Raw genomic sequence first — 17883 nt, 5'->3', positions numbered from 1 at the left:
GCGTTTTCTGGGGGATACGCGTGGTGAACATTCAAGCTGATTGCGGCACCACGTAGGGTAGGTATCAGCAAACCTTTTGCTGATAGACGGGATACTCTTGCTGTGGAAACAGCATGTGAATGGGAAACCCAACATTGAACTCACTTAACTTACACACATTAATAATCAGCTTTGTGCTTCCTCTATGCCCTGTTTATCAAGACAGCAGCATAACCGAACCTTGATTCTCTGTTTTAGTGATTTGCCAGTTACGCTAATGGTCCGTATTCCGAAGGTGTCTTACGACAGCATCGGAAATTTTGCTATTTGTCATTTTTCCTCGCACGACGATGAATAATGGACAGAATTTTAACCATTTCAAGGGGACGAAGATGAGTACAGCCTTTGAAGTCGATAACACTATCGCAACCTGTTTTTCCAACCAAGTACCAATACTAGATGGTCTTTATGATCTAACGCCTGATCAAGTTTTGCTTGATCAAGCCGAACACGAATCCGCGGTACGTTCTTACCCACGTCGTTTACCGATTGCGATTAAACAGGCTTTTGGCTGTTTAGTGGAAGATACCCGTGGACAGCTTTTCCTCGATTGTTTAGCTGGCGCAGGAACGCTTGCGTTAGGCTATAACCATCCTGAAATCAATCAAGCATTGAAAGACCAGCTCGATTCTGGCTTGCCTTATCAAACCTTGGATATAGCGACTACGGCAAAAACCCATTTTATTAAAACAGTGAAAGGATTTTTACCGACAGAACTTGCTGAACAGTGTGTCATTCAGTTTTGTGGTCCTTCTGGTGCGGATGCCGTCGAAGCCGCGATTAAATTAGCCAAGCAAACGACCGGTCGTAATACCATGTTTGCGTTTCGTGGCGCTTACCACGGCATGACCAATGGGACGATGGGTATGATGGGCAACCTAAATACCAAGGCTCGTCGTACCGGTTTAATGTCCGATGTGCATTTTATGCCCTTCCCATACAGCCTGCGTTGTCCGTTTGGACTCGGCGGTGATGAAGGAGCCAAAGCCAGCATTCGTTATATAGAGCGCTTATTGCATGATGACGAAGCCGGTATTATGAAACCGGCTGCAATTATTGTTGAGCCCGTGCAAGGTGAAGGTGGCGTTATCCCCGCGCCAGCATTTTGGCTACGTGAATTGCGCCGTATCTGCGATGAACATGGTATTTTACTGATTTTCGATGAGATTCAGTGTGGGGTTGGTAAATCCGGCTATCACTTTGCGTTTGAAGAATCAGGAATCATTCCTGATGTACTTTGCTTATCAAAAGCGATTGGCGGTGGTTTACCGATGTCGATTTTGGTGATCAATAAACAGCACGATACATGGCGTCCAGGCGAACATACGGGTACTTTCCGCGGTAACCAATTAGCGATGATCTCTGGGGCTAAAGCACTAGAAATTATTGTTCGCGATAATTTGGTTGAGCACGCCAATATTGCGGGACAATACTTACGCATGGGCTTAGAAAACATTCAACGCCGTGTGAATTGTATTGCCGAGGTTCGTGGTAAAGGTCTGATGCTTGGCTTAGAAATTCAAGATCCAAGTGGTGAGCTTAATCAATTTGGTGAGCCTAAATCGGCACCGCAATTAACGCTGGCGATTCAACGCGCCGCATTAGAGCGCGGACTAATTGTTGAGAAAGGCGGACGTGATGGTTCGGTGATCCGCTTCTTACCACCATTGATCATCTCTTTCGAGCAAATTGATTTTGCATTACGTGTGTTAGAAGAAGCCATTCTTGCGGCTGGCGGAGGCTCGAAAGAACCTGAAGCCGCGAATGATCAGTGGAAAAAGCATTTTATCCATACTGGGCATTTAGGCAGCCAAGCGTTCGCTCAAGTAATGAATCACACTACGGCTGCAATGAAAGCAGTATTTGAGCAAGTTAATGCGCCTTATTCTGGGTTAGAGCCAAAGATCCTCGAAAATGCGATTAACGCCGTTGATCTGGATAATAAAAATGCGTCTTTGCACGATGTGATTTCAGATACTGCTGAACTGATTGCTAAAAATTCAATCATTGTTCAGCATCCAGATTGTATTGCTCATTTACATACTCCACCATTGATGCCATCGGTAGTGGCTGAGGCGATCATCGCTTCACTCAATCAATCCATGGATTCTTGGGATCAATCTTCTGCGGCAACGTTTGTTGAGCAGAAAGTGGTCGATTGGATGTGTGACAAATACCACTTAGGTTCACAAGCGGACGGTATTTTTACCAGTGGTGGCACGCAAAGTAACCAAATGGGCTTGATGTTAGCTCGTGATTGGATTGCCGATAAATTAAGTGGTCATTCGATTCAAAAACTTGGTTTGCCTGACTATGCCGATAAGCTGCGGATTGTTTGCTCGAAAAAATCACACTTTACGGTACAAAAATCCGCCTCTTGGATGGGCTTAGGTGAAAAAGCCATTCTTGCTGTGGACGCACTGCCAAATGGCACGATGGATGTCACTCAGCTAGACGCTGTGATGCACCAAGCGAAAGCGGAAGGGTTAATACCTTTTGCGATTGTGGGTACGGCAGGGACAACCGATCACGGTGCCATTGATGACTTAGTAGCGATTGCCGATGCCGCTCAGCAACATGATCTATGGATGCACGTCGATAGTGCTTATGGCGGCGCGCTGATTTTAAGTAGTCACAAACAGCGTTTAAATGGTATCGAACGCGCTCACTCTATTAGTGTCGATTTCCATAAGCTGTTTTTCCAAACCATCAGTTGTGGTGCGTTACTACTGAAAGACAAACATAACTTTAAATACCTGCTTCATCATGCGGATTATTTAAACCGTGAACACGATACGTTACCAAACTTGGTCGATAAATCGATTGCGACGACCAAACGCTTTGATGCGTTAAAAGTATTTATGACCATGCAAAACGTGGGACCACAACAAATGGGTGCCATGTATGATCACTTGCTTGAGCAAACTCAACAAGTGGCGCAGCGAGTTCGTCAGCATGACGCTTTTGAGCTATTGGCTGAACCTTGTTTATCTACCGTGTTGTTCCGCGCGGTAAACACACAAGCGTCTGATTTAGATGAGCTGAACAAAACCGTTCGTCTGCAGGCCTTGGTACGCGGTGTCGCTGTACTTGGCGAAACCATAGTGGATGGCAAAACAGCTTTGAAATTCACAATCTTGAACCCATGCTTAAAGATTTCAGATTTTGAATCTTTACTGGCTAAAATTGAAACTCTAGCGGTTGAGCTAGCGAAATAAAGGTAACGGATACTATGTCAATTCTACAGATTGGTGCGGGCGGTGTTGGTTGGGTAGTTGCTCACAAAGCAGCGCAAAACAATGACGTACTGGGTGATATTACCATTGCTTCTCGTTCTATCGGGAAGTGTGAGAAGATCATTGAATCCATTAAAGGTAAAAATAACCTTAAAGATTCGACTAAGAAGCTAGAAGCTCGCGCAGTGGATGCCGATGATGTTGCTGCACTTGTTGCGTTGATAAATGAGGTGAAGCCTGATCTAGTGATCAATGCTGGTCCTCCTTGGGTTAACGTCACAATTATGGAAGCTTGCTACCAAGCAAAAGTCTCTTATCTAGATACGTCAGTGGCTGTTGACTTATGCACAGAAGGGCAGAAAGTACCAGAAGCTTACGATCCGCAATGGGCATTTCGTGATAAGTTTAAACAAGCAGGTATTACCGGTATTTTGAGTGCGGGTTTCGATCCAGGTGTGGTGAGTGTATTTGCCGCTTATGCGGTCAAACATTTATTTGATGAAATTGATACCATCGACGTGTTAGACATTAACGCGGGCGATCATGGTAAAAAATTCGCCACCAACTTTGATCCAGAAACTAACTTACTGGAAATTCAGGGTGACTCTTTCTATTGGGAAGAGGGACAGTGGAAAAGCGTTCCTTGCCATACCCGTATGCTGGAGTTTGATTTCCCTAATTGCGGTAACTTTAAAGTCTATTCAATGTCTCATGACGAGATTCGTTCGCTACAGGAATTTATTCCAGCTAAACGGATTGAATTCTGGATGGGCTTTGGCGATCGCTACCTGAATTACTTTAATGTGATGAAAGATATTGGTTTACTGAATCCAGAGCCATTAACTCTGCATGACGGAACGGTAGTGAAACCATTGCAAGTGTTAAAAGCCATGTTACCCGATCCAACGTCACTCGCTCCTGGTTATACCGGATTGACCTGTATTGGTACTTGGGTTCAAGGTAGAAAAGACGGCAAAGAACGCAGCGTTTTTATCTATAATAACGCTGATCACCAAGTGGCTTATAAGGATGTTGAGCACCAAGCAATTGCTTACACGACGGGTGTACCTGCGATTACGGCTGCGCTACAGTTTTTCCGTGGTGAGTGGGCACAAGCTGGAGTATTCAATATGGAGCAGTTGAATCCCGATCCGTTCTTAGAAACCATGCCATCGATTGGTTTGGACTGGGATGTGATTGAACTTGAGCCAGGACAGCCTGATATTAAAATTCTCAAGTAATGATCGCTGAGGGTATCCTAGAACTGATTGCTTGGATATTGATTCTAGAGATGTGAAATAAATACCGCGTGTTTAAAACAGCAGCTACTGAGTAGCGGCTGTTTTTTCCTTTTTAGGATATTTCCAGTAACGAAAGTCACTGGATATGAATAGGAATAAAATCAGATGCAAAAGAGTGAATTAAACACCCCTTACTTCATGATCGATGAAGCGAAGTTGATCGCTAATTTGGAAATCGCTAAGCGTTTAAAAGAACGTTCAGGGGTTAAATTAGTGCTAGCATTGAAATGTTTCTCGACTTGGGGCGTGTTTGACATCATTAAGCCTTACCTTGATGGCACGACCAGCTCGGGCCCGTTTGAAGTCAAGCTAGGTTATGAGAAGTTTGGCGGTGAAACTCACGCTTACAGTGTTGGTTACAGTGAGCAGGATGTTAAAGAGGTTGCTGATATTTGCGACAAAATGATCTTTAACTCTCAATCTCAGTTGGCGGCTTATCGCCACTTGGTGGAAGGTAAGGCATCACTAGGTTTACGTTTAAATCCGGGAGTGAGTTATGCGGGGCAAGATTTAGCTAACCCTGCTCGTAAATTTTCTCGTCTCGGAGTACAGTTTGATAAGTTAGATACCAGCGTTTTCGACTCTATCAATGGTGTCATGTTCCACATGAACTGTGAGAACAAGGATGTGGACGCATTTATTGCGCTGCTTGATGCGATTTCTGAAAAGTTTGGTGCTTATCTCGATAAACTTGACTGGGTAAGCTTAGGTGGCGGTGTCTTCTTTACTTGGCCGGGCTACGATGTAGATAAACTCGCCGATGCGCTGAAAGCTTTTGCTGATAAGCACAAGGTTCAGTTGTACCTTGAACCGGGTGAAGCGATCATTACTCAAACCACAGATTTAGTCGTGACCGTTGTTGATATTGTAGATAACGAAATGCAAACCGCGATTGTTGATTCGGCAACAGAAGCTCATCGTCTTGATACTTTGATTTATCGTGAACCAGCATCGGTACTTGAAGCCAATCAACAGGGTGAACATGAGTATGTGATTGGTTCTTGCTCTTGTCTTGCTGGTGATCAGTTCTGTGTTGCCAAGTTTGCTGAGCCATTACAGATCGGGCAAAAGCTGCATATCATGGACAGCGCCGGTTATACCATGGTGAAGCTAAACTGGTTTAATGGCCTAAAAATGCCATCGGTGTATTGCGAGCGCCGTGATGGACAAATCATTAAATTAAATGAATTTGGTTATCAAGACTTTAAACGTTCTTTGTCTCAGTGGTCGGTTTAACTTTTGTCTGCTTAGCACTGCATAGCAATTAGGGAGGCGTTTGCCTCCCTTTGTTATTTTATTGGACCCATTTTATTTAAGATTCCAACATCACTCGGGTATCTTCACTGAGTGCTTCCAGCTCTTTAATGACATCTTCAATCCGGATTTCTGCTGGTAAACGAATGGCCATCGTTGAACTAAATAGGCTCGAGCTTACGCCACCACCGGTTGCTAAAAACACTCGTTGACAATCCATATCAAGAATATTGATCCCTTGCCCATCAAGTAAATGGGTGATTTCATTAACAATCCCAAACCGATCATTGGCATCTAAGCGGACGTGATAAATCTGCTCTTCTTGGTTTGTTTGTGCTTCACAATCAATAATTTGTACCAGCAATTCGGAGTGAGATTGAAAGGCGGATTTCACTATGTCCGCGTTGTTTTGCGGTACTTCAATTTTAATCACCGCGGCCACTTGATTGTCGATGAAGTTGACTTTGCTGATTAGCCATTTGCCCTCATTTTCATGAGTGATCGCCGCCAATTGCTTGATCGTTGCGGCAGTGGCTGTGCCAACAAAGTTTACAATAAAAGTACTATTCATAATGACCTCCTAGCATAGCCTGAACGCTTATTATCAGTGTAGGCGGTTATGATGAATAAAAATTGAGGTAGGTCAATGTTTGCGAAAAGGATACCGATCAAGGTCTGATAATTCTATTTTTCGCACAAAAGTCATTGAATAAGGTGACCTTTAGCGAAAAGGCCACCTTGAGAATCCGTTAAAAAGAAATTTTAAAATCAATACCATAGAACTGACTATCGTATTTTGCACCGGAATCGAGGGCAAATTTAGCCGCATTGCTATCACCAAACCAAGGTGTACTTTGGAATGTCACTTCAGCGCTACCACCCCAAGCATCACTGACCCAACTATGAATGTGTCCAACAGGATTCAACAGAAAGAGGCTGACGCTGCCTAGACGTTGAGAACCAAATACTTCACCACCATTGGCGACAATGTCTTGCTCTTTCTCAAACATCAGTTCCCCGACTACCGCGCCAAAGAAAGGGGTAATAAAGAGGTCTTGCCAAGAGGGGACTTCAGCAAACGCTTCTACACCATACTCCCAGAAGAAACTCGACATCGTGGCCGAATAAAGAAAAGACTCAAATTCATTAAAGCCAGCATGTCTTGCCGCGGTGTAGTACACCCCGCCAAAATATGGATGCATAATATAGTTCAGAAAATGCTCATCGCGATCCCACGTTGGTCCAGAAGTGACATTATCTTTCCATTTTCGGCCTAAGCCACTTAGATTGCGGTCCTCTTCATCCCATTTTGTGATCGATTCAGGGAGCAGAGTCATCAATCCTACCGTCGCAACACTGAGTCCTAATATGGTGTATGTTTGACCTCTTAAATAAGCCCAGTCCCGAGTATCTGAAATGGTTAAATAACGCGGTAGTGATGAATCTTCGATTTTTAGTGTTGGTTGTTGCTTTAATGGTGTAACAAAAGTGAGTTGCGAAGGAACTACGGCTTCTGGCTGATGACAAACGACTTGTAGACAGTCGACATTATAAGATAACTCTATATGTTGGGGCATTTGATAGTACGCCGCATTGGCATAAGAAGTGCAAGATAATAGCAATGCAAGACTATATTTTTTAGGCACAAAACGCTCCAATCATTAAATAAATCGTTGTTGATGGGGTCAAGCGGTTGAGTTTTTAGCTCGCTCAACATGCTCAGTAGTATAAAGGGTTAATTATCCATGAAAATGCTCATGATGAAAATGATCAATAGGCTTATTCATTGAACGACTTACCGCTTGCGGTCATTTTCAGTGTTCAAGTATAGCGTTGGTTCGGATTTAAGCATTCAACCAAGTATATCTAATGCCATCGGTTGGTTATACTGATGGCTATAATGAGAAACGAGTACTCAAATAAGGTCAAACTATGCTCAAGATAGCAATGTTAAGTACTGGAGAAGAGGTATTGCATGGTGACATCGTCGATACCAATGCGGCTTGGTTATCACAGCTATTTTTTGAAAATGGCTTTAGTCTCACCAAACGTTCTACGGTAGGTGATAGTCAATCTGCCTTGGTCGAAGAGTTGTTAATGCTCAGCTTCAATAATCAGGTCGTCATTGTGAATGGTGGATTAGGCCCGACCAGCGATGATCTCAGTACAGCGGCGGCGGCTCAAGCCGCTGATCAACGTTTAGTCGTCTTTCCTGAATGGGTTGAAGTATTACAACGTTTTTTTGCTCAGCGCCAAAAAACCATGCCAGACAGTAATCTTAAACAGGCGATGTTACCAGAGAAAGCGACCCTGATTGATAACCCTATTGGTACCGCATGTGGATTTAAATTGTCTATCAATGATTGCTGGTTTTATTTTACGCCAGGGGTACCAAGCGAGTTTAAGTTGATGGTTCAGCAACAGATTTTGCCAGATCTACAACAGCAGTTTCCGCAACAAGTCGGTTTTGAATGCAGCAAATTGTATACGTTTGGTAGCTCGGAATCCGGGCTTTCCGATAAGCTTGATAAGTTACAGCTTCCACAAGGTTATCAACTTGGTTATCGCTCGTATTTGCCTTTTATCGAAATTAAACTTTTTGGCCCGGCTAATGATTTAGCGACACGAGTACGGGTATTACAGCTGATTCATTCGCATATTGAAGCTTATGTGGTGAGTGTCGATGAACCTATGCTGACTCATCTTGGGCATTTATTGCGAGATAAAGGGCTGTCGTTATCGATAGCTGAGCAGGCGACGAAGGGATGGCTTTCCTATTGGTTACTCAGTGATGAGCAAATTGCTCGCTTAAGTGGTCATAGTTGGATATTAAGTCATGGTGCTGAAGCCGGACTGAGTGAACAAGAGCCTCTTGCTGCGGTATTTGCGTTGGCAGGAGCGACAAAAGAGAAGTGTGCCACAGATCTTGCGTTAGTAAGTGGCCCACTGCAAGACGATGCCTTTTGTTTGGCATTATCGACCCCTCATGGCGAATGGGCACAACAGTTAAAATTTAATCGTACTTATTCTATGGATGATCAAAAACAGCTGATCGCAACCATTGCGGGGGATATGCTACGTCGTTATTTGTCAGCGAAGCCGATATTCGCTCACTATAGCAGTGTAACGAGCCTTAAAGAGATGCATTTACCAGCTAGCATGCTCAATAAACAACCATCTTGACCTGATAAGATGGTGATTTACCAACTTATTACCAGAGACGTTTTAGATAAGCCGCAGTATGCCTAATTAGTCTAAATAGTAACCGTTTGATTTGCTGAAGCTTGCCCTTTTAGCTGAAAAAATGATCGATCCAGCGAGTGAATTTATCTGTAGACTAACAACTCGCTCGATTCATTTCGGCAGGAGGCTGGTATGTTCCATCAATCTAAAATTCTCGTTTGGTATAAAGTCGCAAGTCAAAAAGTTATCTTAGGTGAGGCGTTAATTCATCAACATCAAGATGTGGTTTCACTTTGGCTGCATACCCCAATAGAAGAACCGAATAGAGAGGATTGCTCACCAAATCAATACGGTTATCAATTGTCTCTATTTGATGATGGGGGAAGGGAGATTGCGCAAAAATCGGTATCAGGAAGTACGGTCGATAGACTGTTATTTGGTATTAAAGCCAGCGCATAGTGCTGGCTTTAGATAAACACGAGAAATTAAGCGCGCTTGGCTTTTGGGCGATAATTCACCCCAACCAGCTCAAGTGCGCTTTTTGCTTTGCAGATACAGGGTAGAATTTCATTACCTTGCGTATAAGCCATCGCAAAACCAACATATTCCACTTCACCGGAAACAAGGGTGCAGCGGCACGCGCCACAGTGCCCGTCTCGGCAATTATATTCTGGCTCTAACCTCGCTTGTTCCATGCTTTCTAACAGCGTATTAGAGGAATTAGACTCAATGGTTACGGTATTGTTGATTTTGACACTGGCCATTACAGTTGGAAATCCTCAAAATCATCAGCATTGACTTCATTATCAATTTGACCGACTAAGTACGAACTTATCTCCGCTTCTTGTGGGGCAACTTGAACATTATCAGAAGATAACCACGCATTAATCCAAGGGATCGGATTACTGGTTGCTTTTGGATAAGCTGGCTCTAGGCCGACGGCTTGCATGCGGATGTTAGTAATGTATTCAACGTATTGGCATAAGATGTCGCGGTTTAGACCAATCATCGATCCATCTTTAAATAAATACGCTGCCCACTCTTTTTCTTGTTCAGCTGCTTCTTTGAACAAATCAAAACATTGCTGCTTACATTCTTCAGCGATTTGCAAGAAGGTGAAATCATCCAATCCGTTACGAAGCAGATTAATCATATGCTGTGTACCGGTCAGGTGTAATGCCTCATCACGAGCAATCAATTTAATGATTTTCGCATTCCCTTCCATCAGTTCACGTTCGGCAAACGCAAACGAACAGGCAAAACTAACGTAAAAACGAATCGCCTCTAGCGCATTAACCGACATCAAGCAGAGATAAAGCTTCTTCTTTAACTCAGTCAAGCTAACATTAATCGTTTCATCATTAAGCTGGTGTTTCCCTTCACCAAAACGATGATAATCATTCGTCGCTTGGATTAAGTCATCGTAGTAATGGGCGATGTCTTTTGCACGCTTAAGGATATGCTCATTTTCAACAATATCATCAAATACAACCGCAGGATCATTGATGATATTACGAATAATATGTGTGTAAGAGCGAGAGTGAATCGTTTCAGAGAATGACCACGTTTCAATCCACGTTTCAAGCTCAGGTAATGAGACTAAAGGAAGTAGCGCAACGTTCGGGCTGCGTCCTTGAATAGAATCGAGCAGAGTTTGATATTTTAAATTAGAGATAAAAATATGCTTTTCATGATCAGGTAATTTACCATAGTCGATTCGGTCGCTCGATACATCGACTTCTTCTGGTCGCCAGAAAAAGCTTAATTGTTTTTCGATCAGTTTTTCGAAAATTTCATATTTTTGCTGGTCATAACGAGCAACGTTGACTGGTTGACCAAGAAACATAGGTTCTTTCAGTTGGTCATTTTTTTTCTGAGTAAAAGTGCTGTAAGCCATAGTGGTTTCATCCGTTTAGCCCCTTACTCTGCAAGGGGCATACAAATTATCAGTGAATAACATTCAAAAAAGTTGCTTAGATCTTACATCCGCCGCCAGCGCAGTCATCATCTTGTGCTTGCACAGCATCTTTTTGATCATCTTTAGCGCCATCACGCGTGTTATGATAGTAAAGCGTTTTTACGCCATACTTATACGCAGTGAGCAGATCTTGGAGCAATTTTTTCATCGGAACTTTACCAGAATCGTACTGGCTTGGATCATAATTGGTGTTCGCTGAAATCGCTTGATCAACGAACTTCTGCATAATACCGACTAAATGCAGGTAACCATCATTAGAGCCAATATTCCATAACAACTCGTAATTTTCTTTAAGCTTGATGAACTCAGGAACGACTTGCTTAAGAATGCCATCTTTAGACGCTTTGACCGATACATAGCCACGTGGTGGTTCAATACCATTGGTCGCGTTAGAAATTTGCGATGACGTTTCAGACGGCATTAAAGCGGTCAACGTTGAGTTACGTAAACCAAATTCCATGATCTCAGTACGTAAGCTATCCCAATCGTAATGCAATGGTTCATCACATAATGCATCAAGATCTTTTTTGTACGTGTCGATCGGTAGCAGACCTTTAGCGTAGTTAGTCTCGTTAAATGCAGGGCAACGGCCTTGCTCCTTCGCTAACAACACCGAGGCTTTGAGCAGATAATATTGCATCGCTTCAAAGGTACGATGCGTTAATCCGTTCGCGCTGCCATCGGAATATTTCACACCGTGTTTTGCCAAGTAGTAAGCGTAGTTGATAACACCTACGCCTAACGTACGGCGGTTCATGGTTGACTTACGAGCCGCTGGAAGAGGGTAATCCTGATAATCGAGTAGAGCATCTAATGCACGCACCACCAATTCAGCTAACTCTTCGAAATCATCGAGTTTTTCTATTGCACCTAAGTTAAAGGCAGACAGAGTACAGAGTGCAATCTCACCGCTATCGTCTTCGACATTCGTCAGTGGTTTGGTAGGTAGAGCAATCTCTAAACACAGATTCGATTGACGTACTGGTGCGACGCTAGCATCAAATGGACTGTGAGTATTACAGTGGTCCACGTTTTGAATGTAGATCCGACCTGTTGAGGCACGCTCTTGCATTAACAGCGAGAAGATCTCTAACGCTTTGACGGTACGTTTTTTGATACTAGGGTCATTTTCATAGTTAACGTACAGACGTTCAAATTCATCTTGATCTTGGAAGAAAGCGTCATATAAGCCAGGGACATCAGACGGTGAAAAGAGGGTAATATTGCCGCCTTCCACTAAGCGTCTGTACATCAGTTTATTGAGCTGAACTCCATAGTCCATATGACGAACACGGTTTTCCTCGACACCACGGTTATTTTTCAAAACCAATAAGGATTCTGCTTCACCGTGCCACAAAGGATAGAATACCGTTGCTGCACCGCCACGAACGCCACCTTGTGAGCAGCATTTCACCGCCGTTTGGAAATACTTGTAAAATGGAATACAACCCGTATGGAATGCTTCACCGCCACGAATTTCAGAGCCTAATGCGCGAATGCGTCCAGCATTAATACCGATCCCTGCACGTTGTGAGACGTAACGGACAATCGAGCTTGCCGTTGCATTAATCGAGTCTAAGCTATCACCACATTCAATCAACACGCATGAGCTGAACTGACGCGTAGGGGTGCGCACACCTGACATAATCGGTGTCGGGAGTGATATTTTAAAGGTCGACGTCGCATCGTAAAAACGTTTAACAAAATCAAGACGTGTTGCTTTGGGATACTTGGCGAATAAACAAGCGGCCACTAACAGATACAAAAATTGTGCACTTTCGTAAATTTGTCCAGTGACTCGGTTCTGTACGAAGTATTTGCCTTCCAGCTGTTTGACGGCGGCGTAAGAAAAATCTAAATCGCGTCGATGATCAATAAACGTATCCATCATCGCAAATTCTTCGGTGCTATAATCTTCAAGTAAGTGACTATCATACTTACCTTTTGCGACCATTGCAGAAACGTGATCATAGAGTGCGGGTGGCTCATATTGACCATAGGCTTTTTTGCGTAGATGGAATACCGCGAGCCTTGCTGCAAGATATTGGTAATCTGGTGTCTCTTCAGAAATCAAATCAGCGGAAGACTTGATGATCGTTTCATGGATATCAGAGGTGGTGATCCCGTCATAAAACTGGATGTGAGCGCGCAGTTCTACTTGTGAAACGGAGACGTTATCCAGACCTTCAGCGGCCCATTCGATTACGCGATGAATTTTATCTAAATCGATATTTTCTTTGCGGCCATCACGCTTGGTGACAGTAAGTTGTTGGTTCATTCTGCTTTATTTCCCTAACAAAACTGATAAAAGCCATGTTTTGGTGTAATTATTGTAAATCAAACGTTGGCTTTGTGATAAAAATCGCCCTACAGCCAGTGGTGAGAAACACTATATATAGGGGTGTATCAGTGTTCGGGTTACAAGATAGTGCTATCTGGTCATGAATGCAAGTTACAGAACTTGCACATATTGTGGATAACCTGAGAAATAAAAAAATTCAGTTAGTAGCTACTTACCGACAATCAAAGGGTAGATTTAATGGTAAAAAATCTGCCTTTGCAGATTGCTTTTTTACTAACCAAGCTTAAAAAAAAATGACTTGATCTTTCAGTAATTTTTTCAGTAAAGATTGAGACCCGAGTCAAAGGTTTACTAAGGTCTTGTCAAGCACCAATTGACACGATAAATGTGCTGGTCATGATGCCCAAGACCCGTTGTTCGTTCTACTTATGGTTGCCAACGCTCTTTGCTATCGATGAGCAAAGAGAGCGGTTATTTTAGAGCACTCGGGTATGAATGATGTAATTCACATCCACATTCTTTCCCAAACGGTAACGATCAGTAAGGGGATTGTAATGCAAACCAGTGATGCCTTGTTCTTGTAATGCAGTTTGATCAATCATACGTAACAGCTCAGAAGGGCGAATGAACTTGCTGTGGTCATGGGTTCCTTTCGGCACAATCTTGAGCAGTTGCTCAGCACCGACAATCGCAAATAGATAAGATTTAATATTGCGGTTTAAGGTAGAAAAAAACACATGGCCGCCGGGTTTCACCAAACGAGCACAGGCTTTGACCACGGAGAGAGGATCGGGTACGTGTTCGAGCATTTCCATACAGGTGACCACATCATAATGATGCGGATATTGCTGGGCGTGATCTTCGACGGTACTTTGTAGATAAGTCAGCGTTGTGCCTGTTTCAAGCGCGTGTAAGCGAGCCACTTCCAATGGTTCTTTGCCCATATCAAGGCCAGTCACGATTGCGCCTTCTCGAGCCATACTTTCGGCTAAGATCCCCCCGCCACAGCCAACATCCAGTACGGTTTTATCAAATAAACCATTAGCATTATCCAGCACGTAATTAAGACGTAGCGGATTAATTTGATGCAATGGTTTAAATTCGCCGTTTAAATCCCACCAACGTGATGCCATATCGGCAAATTTTTGAATTTCATTTGGATCGACATTTTGTGCTTTGGTCATACTTCTGATTGCCTATGTTTTCCACACGAATAAGCGCTCATTATAACCCGCTGAGCAATACACACCAGCCGTTATCTTTAACCCAAAGAGAGTTGATGGAAAAGTAAGCACTTATCAGTTAGATATAAGACGAATGTGTGATTTCTCGGCAGTTGATACTTAACCACGGTCACAACCTGATAAAAGGGCAGGGAAAGTGATGCCGAAATGGGTCAACTTGTGTTATATTTTTCAACCTTATAAGTATCAATATTATTCGGCCAACAAAACAGTTAAACCAAGGCTCGTTGTCGAGCAAAACTGAGTGTGGTTTGAATAATCCGATCAAACTATAGAGGGATAATGGCTCTATGAGCGATCTAGCTAAAGAGATCACACCCGTAAACATTGAAGATGAGCTACGAAGTTCATACTTAGACTATGCGATGTCAGTCATCGTTGGTCGTGCTCTTCCAGATGTGCGTGATGGTCTAAAACCAGTGCATCGTCGCGTGTTGTTCGCGATGAGTGTCTTGGGTAACGATTGGAATAAACCCTACAAAAAATCGGCTCGTGTAGTAGGGGACGTCATTGGTAAATATCACCCACATGGTGATAGTGCGGTTTACGATACAATTGTACGTATGGCGCAACCTTTTTCTCTGCGTTATATGTTGGTCGATGGCCAAGGTAACTTTGGTTCGATTGACGGTGACTCAGCGGCAGCGATGCGATATACCGAAGTTCGGATGTCGAAAATTGCTCACGAGCTTTTGGCCGATTTAGATAAAGAAACGGTTGATTTTGTACCTAACTATGATGGTACAGAGCAAATTCCTGCTGTCATGCCGACAAAAATTCCTAACTTATTGGTGAATGGCTCGTCTGGTATTGCGGTCGGTATGGCAACCAATATCCCGCCTCATAACTTGACTGAAGTGATCAATGGCTGTTTGGCTTACATTAGTAATGAAGAGATTACTATTGATGAGCTGATGGAGTATATCCCAGGTCCCGATTTCCCAACTGCTGCTCTGATCAGTGGTCGTAAGGGCATTGTTGACGCCTATAAAACGGGGCGCGGCAAAGTCTACATGCGTTCAAAAGCGGAAATTGAAACCGAGAAAAATGGCAAAGAGACGATCATCGTTAGTGAAATTCCTTATCAAGTGAATAAAGCCCGCTTGATTGAGAAAATTGCCGATTTAGTAAAAGAGAAAAAAGTCGAAGGGATTAGCGCATTACGTGATGAGTCTGATAAAGACGGTATGCGTATCGTAATTGAGTGTCGTCGCGATGCCGTGGCGGAAGTGGTATTAAATAATCTTTATGCCAATACTCAATTGCAAACGACGTTCGGCATTAACATGGTGGCACTTGATAACGGTCAACCAAAACTGTTCAACTTAAAAGAGATGTTGAAGTGTTTTGTTAACCACCGCCGTGAAGTGGTTACTCGCCGCACCATTTTTGAACTACGTAAAGCGCGTGAAAGAGCCCATATTCTTGAAGGTTTATCACTCGCGTTGGCCAATATCGATGAGATCATCGATCTGATTCGTAAAGCCCCGACACCGGCTGAAGCAAAAATGGGTCTTGTTTCTCGTGGTTGGGATTTAGGCCATGTTGCCGCTATGCTTGAGCGTGCTGGTACTGATGCCGCGCGTCCGGAGTGGTTAGAGCCGCAATACGGTATTCGTGACGGTCAATATTTCTTAACTGAGCAACAAGCTCAGGCGATTCTTGACTTGCGTCTACACCGTTTAACGGGTCTAGAACACGGCAAAATTCTTGATGAGTACAAAGCGTTATTGGATGAAATTGCCGAGCTAATCCATATTTTGTCGAATACAGAACGCTTGATGGAAGTGATCCGTGAAGAGTTAGAAATGGCTCGTGATAATTTTGGTGATGCACGTCGTACCGAAATTACTGCCGCTAGCCACGATATCGATATGGAAGAGCTGATTGCTCGTGAAGATGTTGTCGTTACTTTGTCACATGAAGGCTATGTTAAGTATCAGGTATTGACCGATTACGAAGCGCAGCGTCGTGGTGGTAAAGGTAAGAGTGCGACACGAATGAAAGATGAAGATTATATTGAGCGTTTATTGGTAGCCAATACGCACGATAATATCTTATGTTTCTCAACTCGTGGTAAGACCTACCGTCTGAAAGTGTATCAATTACCACTGGCTAGCCGCACCGCACGTGGTAAGCCGATTGTTAACTTATTACCACTTGAAGAAAACGAGCGTATTACTGCTATCCTACCAGTAACGGAATTCAGTGAAGATAAATTTATCTTTATGGCAACCGGTGATGGTACGGTTAAGAAGACCTCACTTGATCAATTCTCTAATGTTCGTGCTAATGGTTTGATCGCTGTTAACTTACGTGATGATGACTCATTGATTGGTGTTGAAATTACCGACGGTGAAAGCGATATCATGTTGTTCTCAAAATCAGGCAAGGTGGTTCGTTTTAACGAAAAACCGATTGTTGATGATGAAGGTAATGTGAAAGGTGGTGTTCGTCCAATGGGACGTACTGCATCTGGTGTTCGTGGTATGAAGCTGGTTAAAGGCGATCAAGTCGTATCTTTAATTGTGCCAAAAACCGATGGTGACATCTTAACCGTGACTGAAAATGGTTACGGTAAACGAACTCAGCTTTCTGAATACCCAGCGAAGAGCCGTGCGACACAGGGCGTTGTGTCAATCAAAGTTTCAGAACGTAATGGTAAAGTTGTCGGAGCGGTGCAAGCCGATGAAGGCGATGAATTCATGATGATTACCAATGCAGCAACTTTGGTTCGCACTCGTGTTTCTGAAGTGAGTCAGGTAGGGCGTAATACCCAAGGTGTCACGCTTATCCGTACTTCAGAAGGTGAGAAAGTGGTTGGCCTGCAACGTATTGAAGAGCTTGATGAAGCAGATTTGCCACAAGATGATGATGTTTCTTCTGAAGATCAGTCATCGGTGGAGTCAACGTCAACGGTGATCGACACTGATTCAACGGATGTAAATACGGATCCTACTGAATAAGTTGTCATACTCACACCGCTTTAATAAATAAGCAGTGGTGAATATTACGAATAAAAGACCGAGATTAAATACTCGGTCTTTTTTATGGTTAAAAGAAGTGCAGATATTAAGATCATAATAGGATCATTAAGAACGATCGATATAATTGAGCGATCATTTCCTGTCATGATTTTACTCTTCACTCACTCTCAATGATCCCTTTTATTATATAGTCAACGTATTGGTGATCGTCTTAGATTCAAAACGCTCTATTGGCTAATATAAATAAATAGTGTGATTATTATTGCAATTCTAAAATATTCTTGCTAGATATTAACAGGAAGTGATATTATTTTTAGAGTAAATTATAATCAAATCACCATAGGATATTTGCCGTGGAC

11 protein-coding genes and 1 pseudogene are annotated in these 17883 nt (G+C 43.1%); 6 read left to right on the top strand and 6 right to left on the bottom strand.

What is annotated here, in order from left to right:
- Nucleotides 1–371: 371 nt before the first annotated feature.
- The 3 genes from CAG60_RS13630 (at nucleotide 372) to nspC (ending at nucleotide 5812) form a co-directional block, all read left to right on the top strand.
- Complete coding sequence (locus CAG60_RS13630) at nucleotides 372–3257, top strand: pyridoxal phosphate-dependent class III aminotransferase (RefSeq protein WP_161439172.1); 2886 nt, start codon at nucleotides 372–374, stop codon at nucleotides 3255–3257.
- Between the two features lie 14 nt (nucleotides 3258–3271).
- Complete coding sequence (locus tag CAG60_RS13625) at nucleotides 3272–4516, top strand: carboxynorspermidine synthase (protein WP_161439171.1); 1245 nt, start codon at nucleotides 3272–3274, stop codon at nucleotides 4514–4516.
- Nucleotides 4517–4681: 165 nt separating this feature from the next.
- A complete protein-coding gene (gene nspC / locus CAG60_RS13620; protein ID WP_161439170.1) occupies nucleotides 4682–5812 on the top strand; it encodes a carboxynorspermidine decarboxylase in 1131 nt (376 codons plus the stop codon).
- Nucleotides 5813–5888: 76 nt separating this feature from the next.
- Here the strand turns inward: nspC and CAG60_RS13615 are convergent, their stop codons facing one another.
- Together CAG60_RS13615 and CAG60_RS13610 are read right to left on the bottom strand one after the other, a co-directional pair.
- On the bottom strand, nucleotides 5889–6401 hold the full coding sequence (locus CAG60_RS13615; RefSeq protein ID WP_004395364.1) for a glycine cleavage system protein R: 513 nt from the start codon (nucleotides 6399–6401) through the stop codon (nucleotides 5889–5891).
- 178 nt (nucleotides 6402–6579) lie between these two features.
- Nucleotides 6580–7476: a DUF3943 domain-containing protein gene (locus CAG60_RS13610; protein WP_004395363.1), complete on the bottom strand. Its 897-nt coding sequence runs from the start codon at nucleotides 7474–7476 to the stop codon at nucleotides 6580–6582.
- Between the two features lie 286 nt (nucleotides 7477–7762).
- Here CAG60_RS13610 and CAG60_RS13605 point away from each other — a divergent pair, with 286 nt between their 5' ends.
- Together CAG60_RS13605 and CAG60_RS13600 are read left to right on the top strand one after the other, a co-directional pair.
- Complete coding sequence (locus CAG60_RS13605) at nucleotides 7763–9013, top strand: CinA family nicotinamide mononucleotide deamidase-related protein (RefSeq protein ID WP_161426560.1); 1251 nt, start codon at nucleotides 7763–7765, stop codon at nucleotides 9011–9013.
- Between the two features lie 192 nt (nucleotides 9014–9205).
- Nucleotides 9206–9472, top strand: coding sequence for a hypothetical protein (locus CAG60_RS13600; protein ID WP_040904342.1), 267 nt, complete (start codon nucleotides 9206–9208; stop codon nucleotides 9470–9472).
- Nucleotides 9473–9498: 26 nt separating this feature from the next.
- Here CAG60_RS13600 and yfaE read toward each other — a convergent pair whose 3' ends face one another.
- The 4 genes from yfaE to ubiG all read right to left on the bottom strand — a co-directional run bounded on the left by yfaE (nucleotide 9499) and on the right by ubiG (nucleotide 14477).
- Nucleotides 9499–9777 (bottom strand): class I ribonucleotide reductase maintenance protein YfaE, encoded by a 279-nt coding sequence (yfaE, locus tag CAG60_RS13595; protein WP_004395361.1) that lies wholly within the window; start codon nucleotides 9775–9777, stop codon nucleotides 9499–9501.
- Complete coding sequence (nrdB, locus tag CAG60_RS13590) at nucleotides 9777–10910, bottom strand: class Ia ribonucleoside-diphosphate reductase subunit beta (protein ID WP_004395360.1); 1134 nt, start codon at nucleotides 10908–10910, stop codon at nucleotides 9777–9779. The genes yfaE and nrdB overlap by 1 nt, the downstream gene beginning before the upstream one ends.
- Before the next feature lie 76 nt (nucleotides 10911–10986).
- Nucleotides 10987–13269, bottom strand: coding sequence for a class 1a ribonucleoside-diphosphate reductase subunit alpha (gene nrdA, locus CAG60_RS13585; protein WP_161439169.1), 2283 nt, complete (start codon nucleotides 13267–13269; stop codon nucleotides 10987–10989).
- A gap of 500 nt (nucleotides 13270–13769) precedes the next feature.
- Nucleotides 13770–14477: a bifunctional 2-polyprenyl-6-hydroxyphenol methylase/3-demethylubiquinol 3-O-methyltransferase UbiG gene (ubiG, locus tag CAG60_RS13580; RefSeq protein WP_158138394.1), complete on the bottom strand. Its 708-nt coding sequence runs from the start codon at nucleotides 14475–14477 to the stop codon at nucleotides 13770–13772.
- Between the two features lie 350 nt (nucleotides 14478–14827).
- Here ubiG and gyrA point away from each other — a divergent pair.
- A pseudogene (gyrA, locus tag CAG60_RS13575) lies at nucleotides 14828–17384 on the top strand (DNA topoisomerase (ATP-hydrolyzing) subunit A); the annotation flags it as partial.
- Between the last annotated feature and the right edge of the window lie 499 nt (nucleotides 17385–17883).

This window comes from Vibrio sp. V33_P6A3T137, from assembly GCF_009904835.1.
GTDB classification, from domain to species: domain Bacteria; phylum Pseudomonadota; class Gammaproteobacteria; order Enterobacterales; family Vibrionaceae; genus Vibrio; species Vibrio metschnikovii.
The sequence above is the reverse complement of the archived record's forward strand: the minus strand, read 5'-3'. Positions and strand labels throughout refer to the sequence as shown.

What these genes read in the sequence shown, in the direction of transcription:
- CAG60_RS13600 (WP_040904342.1), top strand. Translation starts at nt 9,206, where the DNA reads ATGTTCCATCAATCTAAAATTCTCGTTTGGTATAAAGTCGCAAGTCAA.
- CAG60_RS13625 (WP_161439171.1), top strand. Translation starts at nt 3,272, where the DNA reads ATGTCAATTCTACAGATTGGTGCGGGCGGTGTTGGTTGGGTAGTTGCT.
- yfaE (WP_004395361.1), bottom strand. Translation starts at nt 9,777, where the DNA reads ATGGCCAGTGTCAAAATCAACAATACCGTAACCATTGAGTCTAATTCC.
- ubiG (WP_158138394.1), bottom strand. Translation starts at nt 14,477, where the DNA reads ATGACCAAAGCACAAAATGTCGATCCAAATGAAATTCAAAAATTTGCC.
- nrdA (WP_161439169.1), bottom strand. Translation starts at nt 13,269, where the DNA reads ATGAACCAACAACTTACTGTCACCAAGCGTGATGGCCGCAAAGAAAAT.
- nrdB (WP_004395360.1), bottom strand. Translation starts at nt 10,910, where the DNA reads ATGGCTTACAGCACTTTTACTCAGAAAAAAAATGACCAACTGAAAGAA.
- nspC (WP_161439170.1), top strand. Translation starts at nt 4,682, where the DNA reads ATGCAAAAGAGTGAATTAAACACCCCTTACTTCATGATCGATGAAGCG.
- CAG60_RS13605 (WP_161426560.1), top strand. Translation starts at nt 7,763, where the DNA reads ATGCTCAAGATAGCAATGTTAAGTACTGGAGAAGAGGTATTGCATGGT.
- CAG60_RS13630 (WP_161439172.1), top strand. Translation starts at nt 372, where the DNA reads ATGAGTACAGCCTTTGAAGTCGATAACACTATCGCAACCTGTTTTTCC.
- CAG60_RS13615 (WP_004395364.1), bottom strand. Translation starts at nt 6,401, where the DNA reads ATGAATAGTACTTTTATTGTAAACTTTGTTGGCACAGCCACTGCCGCA.